The following is a 21180-nucleotide window of genomic DNA, read 5'->3' on the forward strand; positions in this document are numbered from 1 at the left end:
TTATATAAGACACTTACAGAAATGTAAGTGTCTTATAATGTCACTCAGTATGATTTTCTTCATAGCTTTTTATTTTTTAAATAGACTTTCATTGTTACTAAACAAGTTAATATAAATAAAAACACGCCTATAAATATCCAGATTGACCTTGGAAGATTAAATTTTGCATTAAGATTATTTGACTGCAATTTATAAATGCAACCTATTCCACTATCTAATATATAAATGTCACCTTCTGAATATCTTATTCCACTTACCTTGCTTTGATCTTTTAATTTTAATAAATCAGCTATAATACTGTCAGTGTTTATTGCTGCTATAACATTTTCTTTGCTATCAAAATAAACTTTTGTATTCTTATCTAATATTCTTCCTTCTTTATCTATAGCCAAATACTTTATGACTCCAACATCTGAATATTGGTGAATAGGAGCAGAAACAATTTTATTTGGAGGATTTGCAATAAGTGTTGAAACCAATTTTTCACCTTTAAATCTAGGTGAATTTATAGGGTCACCACCACTAAAGTCTGGCCAGCCATACCACTTTCCTTTATCTATTTTATACAGATAATCAAAATCTCTATTTATTGGTCTGTCGCTATTGTTCTCCATGCCTCCAACAATTCCAATTAATTTCCCTTCACTATCTAAGTCCCAACCTTTAATATTTCTTATTCCTGAAGCATATAACAATGCCCTATTATCATCTAAATTTATTTCAACTACGCAGGCATTTGCTAAATTTTCTGCTCTTACCCTTTGTCCTTCTTCAGACGAATTTCCATAAGGCATAAATGCACCTGTTTTCTTTTCCCCATAATTAAATCCATTTAATGTTATATCTATTGAACTTTTATCATAAGGAATTTTATCTAAAGAATAGTCATTTTCATATGAAGCTATCCCTGAATTAGTAACACTTCCTATAGATAAAAGTAACTTTGAATCTTTTATAATTAAATTTCTATCTAAATACTTTCCTTCAGAAGGTATGTTTCCTAAAATTGATTTTAAATTTCTATTTTCTAAATCAAACTTATACAAATTATCTTTAGAAATAAAATATAATTTATTTTTATAAAAGATTACATTTTCTATTTTTAATTCTTTATTTTGTAGTAGTATTTCTTCTCTTCCATCATCTTTAATAGCCTTAATATAATTATCATAAGCAATATACGTATTATTATTTCCATCTTTATCAAAAGCTACAGAATCCTTACAATTCTTGCACGCCACACTCCAACTAATATTATTTTTCAAAATACTCATTTTATATTGATTAGAAAATTTGAATACTCCAAAGGCTAAAACAACAATTACAATTGAAATAATTAAGAATTTTAGAAACCTTTTCACTTCACTCTCCCCTTACTATTTTAATTAAAAAGTAACTTAATATATATATTATGTATGAGCTATAATTTCTCTATTAAATTTATATTCTAAAGATGATTAAATAATACCTCTCTTTAAAACTCTTGCTTAGGGGGTTGAAATAAAATAGCAAGCCAAAGCTTCTGAGTATATTTTGTGCCAGGCGAAGCGCCAAACAATATAGAGGATAATAATTTACATTGCTTTCAGTAAATTATTATCCTCTATACTTTATATTTATTATTAACTTTTATCCATATGCAACACTTATCTATACCTAAATTTAATTATAACTTATTCGCTAATTCACCTAATGTTTTAGCTGTAGAATTTAATTCCGAAATAGCTGCCGCTATCTCTTCTAATGCAGCTGATTGATTTTGAGAAACATCATTTGATTTGGTTAAACTACTATTTATACTATTTATTGATGATGAAATATGCTTTATAACAGAATCAATCTTTTTAATAGATTCATTTGAAGAATTAGATAATTTTCTAATTTCTTGTGCAACAACATTAAATCCTCTTCCTGCTTCTCCAGCTCTTGCTGCTTCAATTGCAGCATTCAATCCCAAAAGATTAGTTTGTGAAGAAACCCCTTGAATAAATGTCAATATCTCATCAGTATCTGCTGTTCTTTCGTTAGCCTCTTTAGTTTCCATCAACAACTCTTGATTCATAGTGGCTAATTCCTGTACTCCTTGAGCAACTTCATTAATACCTATTGATATTTGAGAAAGAGATTCCGACAAATTTTTTGTAATATTCATTACAGTATTTTTCTTAGCTAAACTTTTTGCTACTACAAAAACACCAACAATCTTATTTTCTTCTTTTATTGGAATTGCAAATGATTTAAACGCAGTTCCATATACATGTTCTGGTACTTCTTTTATTATATTCTTTCCAGTTCTTAGTACCTCAATTATAGCTCCTCCCTCAGGAATTAACTCACCTTCTTTTGCGCTTAATACTAGATTTTCACTATATTTTGTATATATATATTTTTCAGTATCAGTTAATGCCATTGATATATCCTCATCAAAAAGAACTTCTATAGATGGTATTGCATTGTAGAAAAAATTTATCATATCATTGTCCGAAATTTTATTCAATATCTTCTCCTCCTTATAATACTATCTTTATTTTATAATTTAGGTTATATATAATTATATCTTTTTTTAGTTATCTTGTAAACTATTGTGACACTTTGTATAGTTTTGTGACATTTTGTATAGTTTTGTATTTTAGTCACAAATTTTATAGGTGCATAAGTTCCTAATTGTACTTTGCACTCTTTTTATATGTGATAAGTTCCTAATTGTGCTTAATTAAGTTCTTGGTTGTGCTGACGCACTTTTTTTATATGTGCGAATCTTTTTATATGTGAGAAGTTCCTGATTGTGCTTCGCACTCTTTTTATATGTGCATATTTAAAGCTTATGTTGAATATGCTTTATAGTAATTTAAAGGAGTGAATGAACTTTGGATAAAGATAACTTTTTAAAGAATTCTTTTTTACTGGTAGCATCAAATGTAACTACAGGCATACTTGGTTTTATATTTAACATATATCTTTCTAAAGTTTTAGGGGCAGAAGGAATGGGGCTTTATAATTTAGTTATGCCTATTTACAATTTATTTATATGTCTTATGACTGCTGGAATAGTTGCATCTATTTCAAAAATAACTGCTGTCTACAATCAAAAAGGTGAACATAATAATATAGTAAAAACTATCAGAGTTATTTCACTGTTTAATATATCTTGGGCATTTTTAATAGGTATTATAGTATTTTTTTCAGCTCCACTAATAGGAAAATATGGTGTCAATGATATTCGAACTATCGATGCTATTAGAGTCATTTGCCCTGCTATGGTATGTATTGCTATTTCAAACATACTTAAAGGATATTTTTATGGAACTTCTAAAATTACAGTACCAGCTATAATTGATATTTTTGAAAAAGCTATGCGAATTATAACTGTAAGCTTGCTTATTTTCTTAACTCAAGCTCAAACCCTTGAAAGTATGGTAACCTTAGCTACTGTTGCATTATGTATAGGTGAATTTCAAAGCTTATTTTTCCTATTTATTTATTATAAATATTCCATAAAGAAAATGATTATTTCTTATGAAAAGTGCGAAGGCGGATTTCAGCTTCTTTTTGATGTAGTGATTATTTCTATGCCTCTTCTTATGAATGGATTTTTGACTAATATTTTAGGCACCCTTGCGACGTTAATTGTTCCGAGGCGATTACTTATTTCTGGCTTTAGTTATAGTGAGGCTTTAAGTATGATAGGACGATATAATGGAATGGCTTTAAGTATAATAGTAATACCTTTAATTATAGTTTCTACAATTAACACATTGCTAATTCCAGATCTTTCTCAAACTTTAGTTTTAGGCAAACAATATGAGGCTTCTATTAGAATAAAAAAAGTCATTAAATTTGCATTCTTACTTGGCATATCAACTACAATAATTTGTAGTATAATTCCAGATTCCTTAGGCCAAATGTTTTATGGTAGAAATGATTTAGGATCATATATTAGATTTGCTTCACTTGCTGCTCCAATATTATTTCCTGCAGTGACAATGTTTGGAATATTAAATGGGCTTAATAGACAAGGTATAATTCTTAGAAACTCATTAATTGAGGCTATAATTGAATTAATATGTTTATACATATTTACTGCAATTCCTTCAATTAATATCTTTGGATATAGCTTAACCATGTTCATAGCCTGCACAGTTGGACTCATTCTTAATATGTACGAAGTCAATAAACATATTGACCTTAATTTAAACAAATTAAATGTAATAATATATTTATTACTTGGTCTTCTAACTTTCTTAATTATAAACATATTTTCAAAACACATATTCACAAACTCTCTAATAATAAATAATTTTATGGTAATAGGACTTGTTTTCTTAATATTCACCTATCTTGGAACACTTGGGGAAAATGAGGGTTAAAAAAACAAAAGATATATTCAGCCCAAATCTTAGGCTAAATATATCTTCTATTTTTTATTATTTTATTTAAGTTTCATTCTTAAAAATCTAGGTAATAATTTAAATATTCTAGGTGATATGCTATCTATATCACTCTTTTTAATTCCACCCAAAACCAACATTAAGTATAAATAAACAAGCCCTCCTATAGCAATAATCAATAGAGTTGTAACTCCTTTTAGCATAATACTTCCATTTGTTAACACCATTAAAATTAATACAAATTTTTTTAGTCCAAATATCGCTCCTGCCATTATTACTGATGCAATAAGTGGTTTAATTATACTTCTAAACATAGGAATTTTTACTCTAAGAACTTTTTTTAATTTTATTTGATTTAAAAACATTGGTATTGCAAACCATAAAAAGTTTCCTGCAACAACACCTAAAATATTTATACTTGGCATTCCTACTAAAATATAATTAGCAATTACTTTTAAAGCTATACCTATTATAAAAGTTCCAAGAACAAAATAAAGTTTATTCATACTTTGAAGTATTACAGTTTGTATTTGTACAACTGCCATAAGAATCAGTACTACGGAACCTATTACCATAAGTTCAAAGCCTTGTTCTGTTCCATATAACAATTCAAAAACTTCGCTTCCAAGGGCCGAAAGACCTATCGCTGCTGGTATTGTTATTATAAAAGTTATTCTAAAGGCAAAAGTTGTTTTTCTTCTTACTTCTTTTTTATCCTTTAATGCCATAGCTGTTACTACTGCTGGTAACACGGTTGTCCCAAGGGCTGTTACAATTATAAGTGGAACTGATAGTAAAGTTTTATATCTCCCAAGAACTCCATAAAGAACTTGAGATTGTTGCATATTAAAACCTGCAACTGCTAACCTGCTATTTACATTTACCATATCTACAAGGCTACCGAAATTTTGAAGCCCTGAACATAAAGTAATTGGTAGTCCATATTTTATTAATTTTTTAATTATGTGTTTAGTTCTTACTCTTTTGTTTGTACCTTGAGCTTCTACAGAATCTTCTTCAAACTTTTTCTTCCCATAAATATAAACCATATAAAGACATGCAACAAAAGCACCTATTGAAGTACCAATAGTACCTCCCGCACTACCATATGCAATACTTATTTTCACTAAAAAGAATGCACAAGTTAAACTAATTAAAATATTTATAACTTGTTCTAACACTTGAGAGACAGCTATAGCTGTCATGCTATTTCTACCTTGAAAATATCCTCTATAAGAGGATAAAATTGATGTAACAAATATACTTGGTGCTAGCATTAAAATTCCATAAGATGCTGCTGGATTTTTAATTAGGTTTCCAATTGGAAATGCAAATAACATTAAAAATATAGTTAATGTTGCACCTACTAAAGCTAAAAGAGTCCTCGATATTTTAAGAGCTCTTACAGCATCATTGGGTTTTCCGAGTGCTGTAAGTTCTGCAACTACTTTTGCAATAGCTGGCTGAGTTCCAAGATTTGTAACTGCATATGCAAATAAGAAAACTTCATAGCAATTTTGGTATATTCCATATCCATCAAGACCTATTATTCTTTGAAGTAGAGGTATATAAAAAACTGATATTACTTTAGTTAAAAGACCTGCTATTGAAAGAATTAAAAAGCCTCTATTACTACTACTTTGGGCTGATCTCTCTTCCATAAATTACCTCTCCTATCTAATTGAGAATTTAAACACATCTTGTTTTATTTTTTTTAATATTGGAGGTATTGCTACTGCTATGGTCTTATTCTTTAAATAACTTAGCTTATCATTAATATTTCTAAAAATTAATTTATAAGCATATAAATATTGATAGTTTAATCCATATTTATTTTCAAAAAATGAATTTAATTTCTTATCTCCATATTTATTGTCCCCAATTATTGGATTTCCCAAATGTGCCAAATGTGCTCTTATTTGATGACTTCTTCCTGTAATTAAATTAATATCTAAGAATGAATATGCACCATTAGTTTCTACTACATTTATTTCCATTGCTATTCTTTTAGAATTCTTAACTTCTGTATCATGTACTGTTGATATATTAGTTTCAAGGTTTTTTACTATATATCCTTCATAAAGACCATCTCTTACTTTACCTTTTGCTAAAGTATAATAATGTTTTCTTATTTCATCTTCTCTAATTGCTTCATTTATACACTTTAATCCGTCGAAACTCTTTCCAAAAATAATTAAACCTGATGTATTTCTGTCTAATCTATTACATGCTGCTGGAGTGAATGTCAATTCGTTTTCTGGTATATAATCTCCTTTATCATTCAAATATGAAAGAACAAAATCTGTAAGCGTTGGTTCTTTACTAGTATTACTATCTGAATGAACTAATACATTTATCCATTTCTCTAGTACTAACATATTTTCATCTTCATATGCAATTTTAATTCCTTTTGGATCAACCTTAATAAATTTCTCTGTTTTATCTTCTTTTTTACTTTGTATGTATTTAATTTCTACTATATCGCCTTCTACTAAGAAGTACTTTTCATTTTGCTTTGCACCATTAACTCTTATGTCTTTTTTTCTTAAAGCTTTAAAAATTGCACTTAAAGGTACATCCTTTAACAATTTTCTTAAAAATTTATCTAATCTTTGGCCTGCTTCATTTGGCCCTATTTCTATTTTCAAATATAATCACTCCTAATTTTTTCAATGCACAATTGACAGTTAACAATGAACAATTGTGATACAATTCCCTTTGGAAATTGTATTATTTCATATAGAAATGCCAAGGCATTTCTTATTTTCTAATTGTTTCAAATCCCGAAAGGATTTGTTCCTTAATTGTCAATTGTACATTGTCAATTGTACATTGTCAATTGAAACTACTTTGTTAGATAGTTGAATGCTGCTAAAGCTTGAATAGAAACTCCAATGTTTAGGCAATCTTCATCTATATTAAATAAGTTGCTATGAGCAGGTTCTGTAGTATTCTTTTCTTTGTTCCCAGATCCTAAGAAATAGAATGCTGATGGTCTTTCATTTGCGAAATATGCAAAACTTTCAACCCCCATCTTAGGTGCTCTTTGCTCTAAAACATTTTCCCTCCCTAAAACTTCAGTTGCACTATCATGTATTAAATCTACAAATTCATCATTATTATAAAGACAAGGATAACTTTCAGTTACACTTATTTCTGCCTTCGCTCTTGACATAATTGCAATTCCATCTACAATTTCATTTAATCTTTTTATAGCAAATGCCCTATCTTCCTTTGTCATAGTTCTTATCATTCCACTTAACGTAGCTTCTCCAGGAATAATATTTTGAGCTGTCCCTGAATTCAAAGTTCCAACAGTTATAACAATTGGATTTACAGGCGCTACTTCTCTACTTACTATTGTTTGAAGTGCTATTACAATATGACTTGCTATAACTATAGGATCAACAGTTGTATGAGGCGATGCTCCGTGTCCTCCTTGACCTGTTATTTTTATAGTAAATGGATTAGATGCAGCATTAACTACTCCTTTTTTTATTTTTATAGTGCCACATTCTGTTTCTTCATCCACATGAAGTCCAAGAATACAATCAACCTTTGGATTTTCAAGTACCCCTGCATTTATCATAGGAGTTGCTCCACCTGTAGTTTCCTCTGCTGGTTCAAATAATAACTTTACAGTTCCTGAAAATTTATCTTTATTGTTATTTAATAGCTTTCCCGCACCCATAAGTATTGTTGTATGAGCATCATGTCCACAAGCATGCATCTTGCCGTCAATCTTAGACTTAAATTCACAAGTTTTCATATCGTGAATAGGAAGCGCATCTATATCTCCGCGCATTGCTACAGCTTTATTCTTTCCTTCTTTTGTCCCTTTTATAATTCCACATACACCTGTTTGGGCTACTTCAATATACGGAATTTCATTTGCTTTCAAGAAATCCTTAATAACTTTAGATGTTCTAACTTCTTCAAATCCAAGTTCAGGATGTTCATGTAAATCTCTTCTTATTTTTATAAGTTCCTCTTTTATAAGATTAGCTTCTTCTTTAAAATCTATCACTTTTTTATTTCCTCCATAATTTTTGATTGTGCCTTATTAACTAAATCTATATATTACTCCAAAAAACTTCTATTATATCACCATCTTTTATTTTTGCTGTATATGATGATTTTTCTCCATTTAAAGTTAAATTAATTATTCCCTTTGGTATTGTTAAATCAAAATCAATATAATCAAAAATATCTACAATTACGTATTGTATTTTACCGTTTAATGTCGTCTTTTCTCCATTTATATTTACTGTTATACCAGAAAATTCTTCTATAGTAACAGCTATCTCTTCTTGCTCTGTAACATCTATTTTTTTTAAATTATTTGTACTGTCAATTTCTATACTTTTATAATTATTATCTTTTGTTATATTTTCTATTTGTTTTTCTGAAACCATACTCTCTTCTACAGCTTCAATTTCCTCTAGAATTTTAATTTCTCTGATAATATGATCTCCCTCTGAAATTTCGTACTTATCTTCTAACACAATTTCATCCTTTAATAAAGTCACTTCTTCTTTTAATATATATTTCTTAAAATCAGACCCATTGCAAGGTAAAAGCACTTGTATTTCATCACCATTGTTTATTATATAGTTTAAATCTTCTCTTTTTCCATTAACAAGTATTACTGGATCAATATTTATAATTTCTCCATCTAAATAAATTGAAATTGAATTTACATTTCTAATATGCTCATATAATTTTGGAGCTGCATCTATTCCATTTTGTGCATATTCTAATATAATATTATCATTTGCTTTAATTTCTGTTTCCAGAGTAGCTTCTTCTCCATTAACTGTAATTTTAGCACTAGTTCCATATTCACCAAAAACAATTCTTTTAGATCCATTGTAATTAAATCTAATACTTTTTCCATTTTTGCTTATTAATAATGAAGGATTTATTCCAGCTTGGAGTAACACATCCATTATAGTATGTTTGTGAGAATTGAATAAACTAATTGGATCATTATTTAAAACAACATCAATAAAATCATTACCTAAGCTTCGTATTGCAGTTAAAGCTATTCCAAGAACAGTTACTCCAGCTGAACCCAATATATTATCTGAGATACATTCTGTAACTGCTTGTCTATCTTTAATTGCAATTCTTTGAGGTTTCAATTTCAACTTATCTGCAATTGCTTCTAAAATACCTGGTGTATGAGCTCCTCCGCCTACTAAAAATACAGCACTAGGAGCTTTATCACCATTTAATTCTAAAACCTTCTTAGAAATCTCTTCTGCTGTTTTATTAACAATAGCACTAACTAATTTAAATACATTTTCCGATAATATTGTGTTTTCGAGGCCCAAAACATCAATATATGTTACTTCTTTTTCTTCACTTATAGCTCTTTTTATATTTTCAGCAGTATTAAAATCAACTAAATATTCCTGAACAATAGCTTCAGTTATTTCATCTCCTGCCATGGGAACCATGCCATAGGCTGAAATACTTTCTTTAGAGCTTATTGCTATATCTGATGTACCAGCTCCGATATCTACTAATGCAATATTTAAAAGTCTTAAGCTCTTTGGTATTGCAGCTTCCATGGCTGCTATTGGTTCTAAGGTTAAATTTACAACTTTTAAATTAACCTTATTCATTACTGAATAAAGAGAATCAATTACAGACCTTGGCAAGAATGTTGCAATAACTTCTGCTCCAATATTTTGACCCTTATGCCCTATTAAATTTGATATCAAAAAACCATTTAAATAAAAACATTTTACTGAATATCCAACACAATATAATTTTCCTTCAGTTGTAGTTGCTATTTCTTCTTCTGCTTTTTTTACTGCACTTAATTCAAGACTTCGTATAATTTCTTTATCTACTTCTTCATCTTGATTAAGTTCAATATCTGCTCTTACATCAACTGTTCTCAAAAATCTACCTGCCGCTGCAATAGATACTTCATTTAGTTGTATTTGAAGCTCTTCTTCAAGATAAGCTTTAACTTTTTGAACAACAGACGCAACCAAAGTAATATCATGTATTTGACCATCTACCATGGCTCTTTCTTCATGTTCTAAGTATTTTTCACATACTACTTGAAACTTCTTATCTTTTATTATACCTACTGTTCCTATAATAGATCTTGTTCCTATATCTAAGGCAAAAATTATATCTTTTTGATTAAATCTTCTTAATTCCATCTAAACACAACCTTTATTCCTTTATTCATGCCCATTTAAAAATAACAAGTCAATATACTAGTGTCTTGACTTATAATTTTCTTTCACATGCTTTAGATTTTAAATTACATAAATCTACTATAAATTATATATTATAAGACAACTTCATACAATGACTTAAAATATATTTCATTTTTTCTATGAATGTTTATTAATATTACTATTAGCTTGTGAGTTTACTGTAATTACTTTTTTATACTTTCAAGAAATATGACTTATTTATATTTATAAAAAAATATAATCTACACACAAATAATTTGCAGTCACTTAATTTTGGTGCCTGCCACCTATTTGTATGTAGATTATATTTAACTTATGACTTCAAGGGTCACAATATCCCCTAAACTAGTATTATAACGTGAATTTTTCAACAGATTTTTCTAATCCGTTAGATAAACTAACTTGATTTTCCATAGCATTATTTACTTCATTCATTATCGATGTTATCTCTGACAAACTAGCATTAATTTCACTTGTAGAATCAGAAGTTTTTCCTGATATATCAACAACCTTATCAATTACTTTGCTAATTTCTTCAATTGATGTATTCATAATTTTAGCAGATGAAGTTACTTCTGTAGATATGTTATTTATAAGTTTTGCATCCTTTTGATATTGATCTCCTGTTTCAAGTAATAATTCATAATCAGCTTTAACATTGTTATCAATGTACTCTAGAATATCTTGAGAACTTACTGAAAGGTTATCAAAAACTTCTCTTACTTGAGTAACTAAATTTTCTACATTTGAAATAGCTTCTGTAGACTGTTCTGCTAATTTTTTCACTTCCTCAGCTACAACTGAAAAACCTTTACCTTGTTCACCTGCTCTTGCAGCTTCAATGGATGCATTTAATGCAAGAAGATTTGTTTGAGAAGCGATACCTTTTATTGTATCAGACATTATCTTAATTTCCTCTACTATTTTACCAGCTTCAATAGCTTTAAGAATCTTTTCTTGTTTTTCACTATAAGTTATATTTGCTTTTTCAAGTGAACTAGAAACTTTTAGTTTCATTTGTGCTGCTCTTGTTTCCATTTCAGTTGATGAAGTTAAACCATCTTTTACTTTAGTTAAAAGTAATTGATTTGTCTTCACTATATCTTCAATTGATGAATTTGCATTTTGAGTAGTGTCTATTAAATTTAAAGCCTCATTAGAAAGTATAACTGAAGTTGAATTAATAGCACTTATACTTGTGTGAGAACTTTTTGTACCTTCTAATAATTCATGACTTGAAGTATTGATATTTTTAGAAATATTAGTTATATCTGATACTAGTAATTTTATATTTGATGCAGCTTTATTTAAGCTCTCTCCTAGCTTGCTTATATCATCATGACCTTTAAAATTAAGCTCTCCAGATAAATCTCCATCACCTAACTTTTGTGTGAAATTCAATACTTTTTTAAGTCTCTTTAAAACTAACCTATCATAAATATAAACTATTATAAAAACTGATATTATTATGCTGATGGCGGCAGATACAAAAACACCAATAGCGCCATCTAAAAAGAAAGTAGCCACGCCAACTCCCTTTAGTGCATCTCTTCCACGTGCTATAGCTAAGTTTACCGCTTGTCCTATGTAAGAACTAAAGCATTGCACAATTACAACAGCAATTATTAGTTTGAATTTAATAGAGTCCAAAGTAGAATTTACGATTTTTTCTTTTATGTTCATTAATATTCCTCCTCGCATAGTATAATTTATAAGGTATAGACATCAATTTTTAATAATTCGGTTAAAACTAAAAAAGTTACTGTGAATTATTTTAATGTTTATAATAAAAACTTCATTGAAAACAAAGTCTAGAATTTTCCATGTAAATTAATATTTCCAAAAACATTGGATAAATAATAGAACACTGGCACTAATTAGTATTATAGTACCAGTGTATTTTATTTAAGACGTTCTTGTCAATATGATATTTACCACATATTTTATATTTGAATAGATTAAACTAAATTGTTTCTGATTCTATGATTATTTTATTCTTCTTGCGTGGCAAAACTTATAGTATTAATTATCTTAGATTTATACACTTAGCTATTAATATTCTACATTTTATATTAAATGCCTCTACTTTTTCCAGTTTTTTAAATGTTGACATAATAAATCGTAGATATTTAATATTTTAATCTTTATTTTTGAATAAAGATTTCCTAATTCAATACTTACTTTATTCTCCTTTGCTTCCCTCTCTTCAAGCTTAGTATTAATTAAAGAATACATTACTGGGACAACTATAAATGTAAGGAACGTAGCTGATGCAAGTCCAAATATTATAGTTACAGACATAGGTCCAAATAACGCACTCTTAGAAAATGCAAGTGGTACAAGTCCTGTAATAGTTGCTACTGAACTTAATATTATAGGTCTAAATCTTAAGCTTACAGCATGTATACAAGCTTCATCTATAGAAAGACCTTCCTGCCTACCTTCAATTATATATTCTACAAGCAAAATAGCATTTCTTATAACTACTCCAATCAAACTTATTATTCCCATTACAGCAGTTAATGATAGAGGCATGTCACACATTAATAACCCTACTATTACTCCTATTAGTGATAATGGTAGAGAATAGATTATTACAAGGGGTTGTATAAATGACTTAAATTGAACAAATAAAATTAAATAAATTATTATTATTATAACTACCCCAGCAATGGCAAGACTTGTGAAGTTAGTTTCTATTTGTTTTTGCTCTCCATCATAAAGAACATTTACTCCATTTAACTCCATTTTATTTATTTCTTGTTTCACTGTATTTTCTATATCAGCTGAATTATAGCCTGATTTTAAATCACTATATACTGTTACAGTCTTATCTTTCTTATAATGCTTTATTTGATCGAGCTGTGAATTAAGATTTATAGTTGATACTTGTGATAACAATATCTTATTATTTGTAACACTTGATTTTACTTGTAAATTCTTCAAATCTTCTACTGATGATATATTACTTTTAACTAATATATCGTATTCGCTTCCACCTTTCCTATATACAGAACTGTTATATCCCTTTAATGCAATGTTCATTTGTTTCAAAATATCAGACTTTAGCAAACCATATTGAGATGCTTTAGTACTATCTATATTCACTTCATATTCAAATGTCTTTTTAGCTGCATCATCTCTTACGTTTGTAGTTCCTGGTATATTTTTTAAATTTTCTTGTATTTGCTCTGAAGCAGTATAAATTTTATCTAAATCATCTCCTGTAAGCCGCATTCGAACAAGTGCTCCTATTGGATCTGCCTGCTCCAAAAGCTTTACTGTAGCAACTCCTCCAGATATTTTATTATCTAATTCATTTTGTATATGTTCAACAAGTTTTTCCCTTGTATCAAACTTTTTAGTTTTATCTAGATCTATTTTTACCATAATTTGAGCTGTATCTTTTGATGGTGTTACAGTAGGCAATGTAATATAAAAACTAGGCAGACCACCACCTATAGCTGAAGTATAACCCGTAACTTCTTCTTGTGATTTTAAAACATCTTCTGCTTCTTTTACTAAATTACCTGTACTATCCAAATCTTCAACCTTTTCATTAGACACATTTACATAAATAATATTTTTATCTACATAAGGAAAAAATTGTGCACCTAATAAATTCATTAATCCCATTGACACTGCAAATACAAGTAAAGATGCTACAACAATCTTTATTTTATGCTTAAGTCCATAAGTCAAAAGCTTATGAAATAACTTTTGAATTTTATTTTCCTTCTTAACAGCTTTACTCTTCTTAAAAAATAAAGATGACATAGCAGGAGTTATAAATAGTGCTGATATATATGAGCAAGTTATACAAATCATTACTACTTGTGGCAGTGTTCTTATAAATTCTCCTACTGATCCTGGTATGCTTAAAAGAGGAGCAAAAGCACCAACTATAATTAATGTAGATGTAAATACAGGGACAAATAATTTTTTAATTCCTTTAAATGCCGCTTCATCTCCACTAAGTCCCTCATCAATTCCTACTTGCACAACGTCTCCTATTACAATTGCATCATCTACAAGTATTCCCAATGCTATAATAAGTGCCGTTGTTGATATTTGATGTACTTTTATTCCTAAAACTTCCATAGCAATAAATGATAAAGCAATAGATATTGGAATTACTGAAGATACTACTAGTGCATTTCTAATTCCCATTCCGATTAGAACAGTTATAACTACAAGAATTACACCCTCTTCAAGGTTTTTCATAAAGAAAGAAACTGATTCATCTACATCTTTAGGCTGGAAGGTAACCTCTTCTATCTTCAAATCCTGTGGTAATTGTTTTTTTATTTCGTTTAATTTGTTCCTTACATCATCACCTATTAAAACTATATTTTTATTATCTTGAAAATACCCTGCAATTAATACTGCATTTTCTCCATTATTAGTATATTTATAATTAGAATCATCGTCATAATCCATATGGACACTAGCTATATCTTTAAGCTTCAAAGTTTGTCCAGTTTCTGTTGAAACTCCTACAATTGTATTTTCTATATCCTTTAGAGATGTAAAGCTGCCAGGTGTCTGCACTTTTATTTTTCCAGTCGCGAGTTCTAAAGATCCAGAAGGAATCTCTACATTTTGTGCTTGTAATACACCGCATACATCTTCAAGAGAAATAGAATATTTATTTATTTTGCTTAAATCTACATCTACTTTTACTTGTTTATCTTGCTTTCCCTTTATATCAAATCTAGAAATACCACTAACATTACTTAATTGTTTCTTTATATCATCTGCATAATTTCCTAATTGTTCATAAGAGTAACTTTCACCAGATACACCTAAAATCATACCTGCTGTTTCAGTAAGCTTTGTATCTATTGTACTCTCTTGACAACCGTTAGGAAGATCGGATTTTAAATCTTTTATTTTATCTCTCAAATTACGCCATGCTTTATCTTTATCTGCATCACTATTTAAGTAAACAATAACTATAGATGCACTATTTTGAGAAAAAGATTCAGCATAATCATATCCATCTATTTCTTCAACCTTATCTTCAATCTTTTTTGTAACTAAACTTTCTACATCCTTAGGAGAAGCCCCTGGATAAATTGTTGTAATCATGGCTGCTGGGGATGAAACATCTGGACTTTCCTGCTTAGGAATGTAATGGTAACAGGCCAAACCACTTATGATAGCAATAAACACTAAAAACAATACTATCTTTTTATTTTTTATAGCAGCATTAATTAATCCCATAATTCTTCCTCCTTTATTCTACTGAAACCTGATATCCAGATTTTATATTTTTCATGCCTTCATTAACAAGATTATCTCCGCTTTTTAGTCCTTCTACACATACTAAATTTTCATTAGTTTGTCCTAAAGTTACATTTTTCTTGACAGCATGTCCATTTTCTACTACATAAACATAATCTTGTCCATCATTTAAAATAGTTGAAATTGGAATCCAAATTCCATTCTTTTCACCTTCATTAATATAAACTTTTGTAGATTGACCTATGTAAAATTTACTATTATCTATAGGATTTACAAGTTTAATTTCAGCACTATACGTTCCTGATTTACTATCAGCCATTTGAACTATGTTCATGACTTCTCCATCAGTGGTAACATCATCTATTTTAACTTGTGCTTTTGTTCCTAGTTTTATTTTCTTTACATCATTATCAGATAATCCCACAGTGACAACTTGGCTTTCGCTTCTAATTAAAACAACTGGATAGCCCGCAGACTGCATCTCCCCTTCTTTGCAAAGAATATCTACTACATAACCATCTACATCTGCTTTAAGGGAACCATCTTCAACTAAATTAACTTTTGAATCATAATTAGCTTTTGCAGCATTTAATTGAGCAAGTAGCGCTTGTTTATCTTCTTTTCGTGTTCCATTTTTAAGCTGATTTAAAGTTTCCTTAGCTGCATTTAACTCACTTTCACTTCCATCTAATTTGATTTTAATATCATTAATTTGTTGCTGCGTAACTGCATGCATTTCAAATAAAGTGACATTTTTATCATACAAATCTTTGCAATATTTATAATTATCTTCTGCATTCTTTACTGCTATTTGAGCTTTGTTTATATCTTCAGCCTCCGCACCATTTACTGCTTTATCATATTGTGCTGAAGCAGCATCCATTTGAGATTTGGCTCCCTCCATTTCAAAATTCAAGTCAGTTTTATCTAAATCAACAAGGTTGTCTCCTTTTTTTACATACTGACCTTTTGAAGCATATATTTTTGAAACTTTTGCAGAACTTTTAAATGAAAGCTTTCTAACTTCACTTCCTCCTGTTAACCCTTCATACTCTAATGAAATTGGATAACTTTTATCTTGAAGTTCTACAGTTTTAACTGGATAAGTTTTTACATCTGCTTTTGTATCAGTTTCTGAACTACATCCACTTAATGTAACAAGATTTAAAAGTACTAAACAAATAACTAATATTTTCTTATTCATATATCCTCCTTGTATTCATGAAGCTACAATAAAATATTATATATAGCCTCATTCTTGCTTATACTTTGTCATTTTTCCATCATAAATTTTTTAATTGCTTAATATCCATGGTTTTTGTATACTATCTCTTAAATTGTTATGGGTATAAATAAGTTTTCTTAGAGAGGTATCTAAATCTTCATTTTCTAAAATTTGTTTATCATAGTCATTTTGTAGCATTAATCCCATGTCTACTTGTGCTTTTGCAAATCTTACTTTTGTATTTGTTGAATTAACTTGCTCTTTTAAAGTATCTATTTTATTTTCTAAATCAAGAAGCGTTGAATAACTTTCCTTTAATGCATTTTTAAGATTCTTTTTTGTGTCATCAAGTTTAACTTGCGCGGTGCTAACGCTATATTTACCATCTAGATATTCTCCATAAGCATTAATCTTAGTATAATATTCTTGCAGATTTTGTTGATAAGCTATTAACTTTAAAGCATATGACCCTGAATCAAATGTATTAGTGCCATCAGCATTTACTGCTACAGAAGAAGATTTGTCTGGAATTTTTTCTACTTCCTTATCCATAATGTCTTTTATTCCATCATCTTTTAGATCCTTCATATAATCTTTAGTCAGCTTTAACATTTCAGTATCATATTTTACATACTTATCAATTTTGTCATCTATGTACTCATCAGCTGAACCAGCTATTTTAAATTTTGTATAATTTACATTGTAATCAAGTGTATAGGTATTTTTTAAATCTAAATCTGTTATCACTTTAAAATAATCTTTGTTGTTATTTAATGAATTATCTTTTGATGTTATATCATCTTGTAATGATTTTATTTCAATTTGTGCATCATTAAGCTGATTAGGCGTTGCCATTCCGAGTGTTAGTTTTCCTTTCATAAACTCTAAGTCTTTTTTCTTGAATTCTAGATTTCTTTTTGATTTATTTATCTCAATTTCTTTTAAAATCATATCATTATATTTATTTGTAATATCTGAAGCTATTTGATCTTCCATGAAATCTTTTGATTGCTTTGTTTGCTTTTCTTGAAGTTCAAACTTATCATAAGGAAAATCATATACTTTCTGACCAATAACTTTATAATAATCATTAGTTTTTTCTTGAAGATCCATTTTATCTTCGTACATTTTTATTTCCTTTGACTTTAATTTTAATTTATCACTGTTATTTATAGCCCCTTCTATTGCTTTATCTAATGTAAGAATTTTTTTTACTTTAATAGTTTGTACATTTTGAAATTGAGTTGAAATAGATCCAGCCTTCTCATCAGATAATGTTGATTTTGACACATTCATTTTTTCATTATTTTCTACTGCAAATACTGGCACAATACTGCTATTCATAATACTTAGAAGAATTCCAATTGTTAATACTTTTTTTATATCTTTTCTCATTTGCATTCACCTCTTTAATTTTTTAATAATTTCAAAAAAATACTTATTCTACATCTGTATATTTATTATACTAATGTATCTTATCTTTACAACTGTATATTTATAATTTATACTGTTATCATAAGGTAATCAAGATACAATATCTTAAATTTATATACTTAGTCTACAATTTAAAATATATGTAGATTATTTAGCTAGGAGGAACTTATGAATAATAATCTAATTAATGAAAACCTTGATTTAAGAATACGGAGAACACACAAACTACTCTTTGAATCTCTAATATCTTTGCTTACAGAAAAAAATTTTGATGATATTAGAATTTCAGATATCTGTGATAAAGCTATGGTACATAGAACTACCTTTTATAAACATTTTGAAGATAAATATCAATTACTTGATTTTCTGCTTAGGCAATTAATAAAAGATTTTGAAGAAAAGAGTTTACAATATACTCCTGCTGATAATGCAAAACAGTATTATACAAATTTATTTAGACTTCTTCTTGAACATATGTGTGAAAATAGGAAAATGTATTCTGTAGGATTATTAAATAATGGTTCTGCAATGAAACAACTTAGAAAAATAGTACTTGAATGTATAAAGGCAAAATTAGAACATGATGAGAATAACGGAATTAAATTTATCGTTCCAATATCAATTATTGCAGAATTTTATTCTCCTGCACTAGTTTATTCAGCTGGTGAGTGGCTTGAAGAAGGTATGCCTATTTCAATTGATCAAATGGTGGAATATTGTGATACTATAGTTGCTGGGCTACATATAACACATGATAACTAAGAAAGATGCTTAACTGCTATGTAAATTCTGATAGCTATAAAATGTTTGATGGGATGGATAAATGACTATGGTAACTGGTACTACTTAGATACTAATGGAACCATGCACACGGGTTGGCTCTAATGAATGGTATAGTTGATACTACTTTGACACTAACAGAGTTTGGCTTTATTAATACACAATAAAAAGGGGCTGTTGCAAAACTAACGTAGTTAGTTTTGTGGCAGCTCATTTTTTTATAAAAAAAATAAAAAGTTAGAGTATAATTTTAGTAGGCAGAAACAGTAATAAAAACTGTATAAATAGTAAAAGGAGATGCGAAAGCATCTCCCAAATACATAAATTATCCATTATAATTAAGTTGCTAAGACTAAATAGAATGGAGTTATATTTATGTATGAATTAAGTTTAAATGATAAAGGAATGACTTTCAAGGAGTTAGAGAAAAGAATTTATAAATATGCTTGTGACGAAGCTTGTAATGCTTTAAAAAGTATATTAGAATTTTTAGATGAAAAACTACTTAATGAAAGAGATAGCAAGGTTTACCGTAATAAAGGTCGTAAGCAAACTTGTTTGAGGACTATTATGGGGAACGTAGAGTATTCTAGGCGCATTTATGAATTTAAACTTGAAGATGGTAAGAAAGCAACTAAGTACCTTTTGGATGAGTATTTAGGGATGGACACTTTAGGAAATGTGTCTATAAATCTCGTAGAAACTATTTTAACTAACGTGACGGAGGTTTCTTTTAGAAAGACATCTGAGAATATTAAAACTATGTGTAATCAAGATATTAGTGCTCAAGGCGTTTGGAACATAGTTCAAACACTTGGGGAAAAGATTAAAGAAATAGAAAATCGTAAAATTGAGTTAAATGACAAAGGTGCATTAAAAGGCGAAAAGGAAGTACCAGTATTGTTTCAGGAGCAAGATGGAGTTTGGCTCTATCTTCAAGGTAATGATAGACCAAAAGGGAAAAATAAAAAGAAAGAGTTAAAACTAGCAGTATCATATACTGGCTGGACTTTACGCCCAGGGAGCAAAAAAGAATATGTGGTTGTTGATAAAACTGTTTGTGCAAGCTTTAGCAATTCCAATCACTTTAAAAAGCTTGCTAGCGCAACAATTTCAGAAAAATACAATGTAGATGAAATTCAAACTAGAATATTAAACGGTGATGGAGCAAATTGGATTAAAGCAACTTGTGAGGATGAAGACATTCATTTTCAGCTAGATCCATTTCATGTAGGCCAAGCGATTATACGTAAGGTAAGTGATAAAAGAGCTCAAAAGCAATTACTAAAACTATTTAGAGAAGGTAAAATTGATGAAGGTCTAGAAACTATTGTAAATATGATGATACTTACAAACGAAAAAGATATTGCATTTAAGAAGCTTACTGAATTATATGATTACTTTGTTCACAATAGAGATGGATTAATACCGTATAAATTAAGAAGTGACATAAACATGCCTACGGCGCCGGAAGGCATGGAATACAAGAATCTAGGCACAATGGAACATAATATTTGTGATGTATTAGCTCAAAGAATGAAGGGCAGAAAAATGAGCTGGTCTATTAATGGTGCAGATAATTTATCTAAAATATTATCTGAAAAATTTAGTAATAGGTTGTTTGATACTGTAGATAAAATCTACAGAAATATTATTTCTGATGATGTTATTGATACAGTAGTTGCAAAACTACCATTAACAGTATTTCAAGCGAATAAAGAATCTAATAAGTGTAAGGCATATAAGTGCAATAGTGCACAAATTCCGTATAGCGGAGCTGCCGCAACGTTAGGTAGAAAAATAGTACGTGATTTATGTGGATTAAAATCATTTAGTGATATTAGTTATAGTTAAATATACAGTATGGGTAGGGAAATTTTAAAAA

Annotated in this window: 14 protein-coding genes; 4 read left to right on the forward strand and 10 right to left on the reverse strand. The window is 28.9% G+C overall.

The annotated features are described in order from the left end of the window. Positions 1 to 59: 59 nt before the first annotated feature. Positions 60 to 1361 (reverse strand): hypothetical protein, encoded by a 1302-nt coding sequence (locus psyc5s11_RS18080; RefSeq protein WP_224033877.1) that lies wholly within the window; start codon positions 1359 to 1361, stop codon positions 60 to 62. 305 nt (positions 1362 to 1666) lie between these two features. Next, complete coding sequence (locus tag psyc5s11_RS18085; RefSeq protein ID WP_224033878.1) at positions 1667 to 2497, reverse strand: methyl-accepting chemotaxis protein; 831 nt, start codon at positions 2495 to 2497, stop codon at positions 1667 to 1669. 370 nt (positions 2498 to 2867) lie between these two features. On the opposite strand from psyc5s11_RS18085, the gene spoVB reads away from it, so the two are divergent. Next, on the forward strand, positions 2868 to 4367 hold the full coding sequence (gene spoVB / locus psyc5s11_RS18090; RefSeq protein WP_224033879.1) for a stage V sporulation protein B: 1500 nt from the start codon (positions 2868 to 2870) through the stop codon (positions 4365 to 4367). Between the two features lie 62 nt (positions 4368 to 4429). Here spoVB and psyc5s11_RS18095 read toward each other — a convergent pair whose 3' ends face one another. The 8 genes from psyc5s11_RS18095 to psyc5s11_RS18130 form a co-directional block, all read right to left on the reverse strand. Then, on the reverse strand, positions 4430 to 6049 hold the full coding sequence (locus psyc5s11_RS18095; RefSeq protein WP_224033880.1) for a putative polysaccharide biosynthesis protein: 1620 nt from the start codon (positions 6047 to 6049) through the stop codon (positions 4430 to 4432). 12 nt (positions 6050 to 6061) lie between these two features. Next, positions 6062 to 7036 carry an RluA family pseudouridine synthase gene (locus psyc5s11_RS18100; RefSeq protein WP_224033881.1) on the reverse strand — a complete coding sequence of 325 codons (975 nt, stop codon included), beginning with the start codon at positions 7034 to 7036 and terminating at the stop codon, positions 6062 to 6064. A gap of 197 nt (positions 7037 to 7233) precedes the next feature. Next, positions 7234 to 8415 (reverse strand): M20 metallopeptidase family protein, encoded by a 1182-nt coding sequence (locus psyc5s11_RS18105; protein ID WP_224033882.1) that lies wholly within the window; start codon positions 8413 to 8415, stop codon positions 7234 to 7236. Positions 8416 to 8461: 46 nt separating this feature from the next. Further along, entirely contained in the window at positions 8462 to 10570 is a 2109-nt protein-coding gene (locus tag psyc5s11_RS18110; protein ID WP_224033883.1) for a cell division protein FtsA, read from the reverse strand. 390 nt (positions 10571 to 10960) lie between these two features. Further along, positions 10961 to 12292, reverse strand: coding sequence for a methyl-accepting chemotaxis protein (locus psyc5s11_RS18115; RefSeq protein WP_224033884.1), 1332 nt, complete (start codon positions 12290 to 12292; stop codon positions 10961 to 10963). A 399-nt stretch (positions 12293 to 12691) separates the two neighbouring features. Next, positions 12692 to 15835 carry an efflux RND transporter permease subunit gene (locus psyc5s11_RS18120; protein WP_224033885.1) on the reverse strand — a complete coding sequence of 1048 codons (3144 nt, stop codon included), beginning with the start codon at positions 15833 to 15835 and terminating at the stop codon, positions 12692 to 12694. 13 nt (positions 15836 to 15848) lie between these two features. Then, on the reverse strand, positions 15849 to 17060 hold the full coding sequence (locus psyc5s11_RS18125) for an efflux RND transporter periplasmic adaptor subunit (protein ID WP_224033886.1): 1212 nt from the start codon (positions 17058 to 17060) through the stop codon (positions 15849 to 15851). A gap of 90 nt (positions 17061 to 17150) precedes the next feature. Continuing rightward, a complete protein-coding gene (locus psyc5s11_RS18130; RefSeq protein ID WP_224033887.1) occupies positions 17151 to 18476 on the reverse strand; it encodes a TolC family protein in 1326 nt (441 codons plus the stop codon). A 207-nt stretch (positions 18477 to 18683) separates the two neighbouring features. On the opposite strand from psyc5s11_RS18130, the gene psyc5s11_RS18135 reads away from it, so the two are divergent. The 3 genes from psyc5s11_RS18135 to psyc5s11_RS18145 all read left to right on the forward strand — a co-directional run bounded on the left by psyc5s11_RS18135 (position 18684) and on the right by psyc5s11_RS18145 (position 21149). After that, complete coding sequence (locus psyc5s11_RS18135) at positions 18684 to 19277, forward strand: TetR/AcrR family transcriptional regulator (protein ID WP_224033888.1); 594 nt, start codon at positions 18684 to 18686, stop codon at positions 19275 to 19277. A gap of 48 nt (positions 19278 to 19325) precedes the next feature. After that, positions 19326 to 19400 carry a hypothetical protein gene (locus psyc5s11_RS28250; RefSeq protein WP_224038223.1) on the forward strand — a complete coding sequence of 25 codons (75 nt, stop codon included), beginning with the start codon at positions 19326 to 19328 and terminating at the stop codon, positions 19398 to 19400. A 270-nt stretch (positions 19401 to 19670) separates the two neighbouring features. Further along, positions 19671 to 21149: an ISLre2 family transposase gene (locus tag psyc5s11_RS18145; protein WP_224033258.1), complete on the forward strand. Its 1479-nt coding sequence runs from the start codon at positions 19671 to 19673 to the stop codon at positions 21147 to 21149. Positions 21150 to 21180: the final 31 nt, after the last annotated feature.

The sequence above is a fragment of the Clostridium gelidum genome, assembly GCF_019977655.1.
GTDB classification, from domain to species: Bacteria; Bacillota; Clostridia; order Clostridiales; family Clostridiaceae; genus Clostridium; species Clostridium gelidum.

What these genes read in the sequence shown, in the direction of transcription:
- psyc5s11_RS18145 (WP_224033258.1), top strand. Translation starts at nt 19,671, where the DNA reads ATGTATGAATTAAGTTTAAATGATAAAGGAATGACTTTCAAGGAGTTA.
- psyc5s11_RS18135 (WP_224033888.1), top strand. Translation starts at nt 18,684, where the DNA reads ATGAATAATAATCTAATTAATGAAAACCTTGATTTAAGAATACGGAGA.
- psyc5s11_RS18130 (WP_224033887.1), bottom strand. Translation starts at nt 18,476, where the DNA reads ATGAGAAAAGATATAAAAAAAGTATTAACAATTGGAATTCTTCTAAGT.
- psyc5s11_RS18125 (WP_224033886.1), bottom strand. Translation starts at nt 17,060, where the DNA reads ATGAATAAGAAAATATTAGTTATTTGTTTAGTACTTTTAAATCTTGTT.
- psyc5s11_RS18115 (WP_224033884.1), bottom strand. Translation starts at nt 12,292, where the DNA reads ATGAACATAAAAGAAAAAATCGTAAATTCTACTTTGGACTCTATTAAA.
- psyc5s11_RS18095 (WP_224033880.1), bottom strand. Translation starts at nt 6,049, where the DNA reads ATGGAAGAGAGATCAGCCCAAAGTAGTAGTAATAGAGGCTTTTTAATT.
- psyc5s11_RS18110 (WP_224033883.1), bottom strand. Translation starts at nt 10,570, where the DNA reads ATGGAATTAAGAAGATTTAATCAAAAAGATATAATTTTTGCCTTAGAT.
- psyc5s11_RS18120 (WP_224033885.1), bottom strand. Translation starts at nt 15,835, where the DNA reads ATGGGATTAATTAATGCTGCTATAAAAAATAAAAAGATAGTATTGTTT.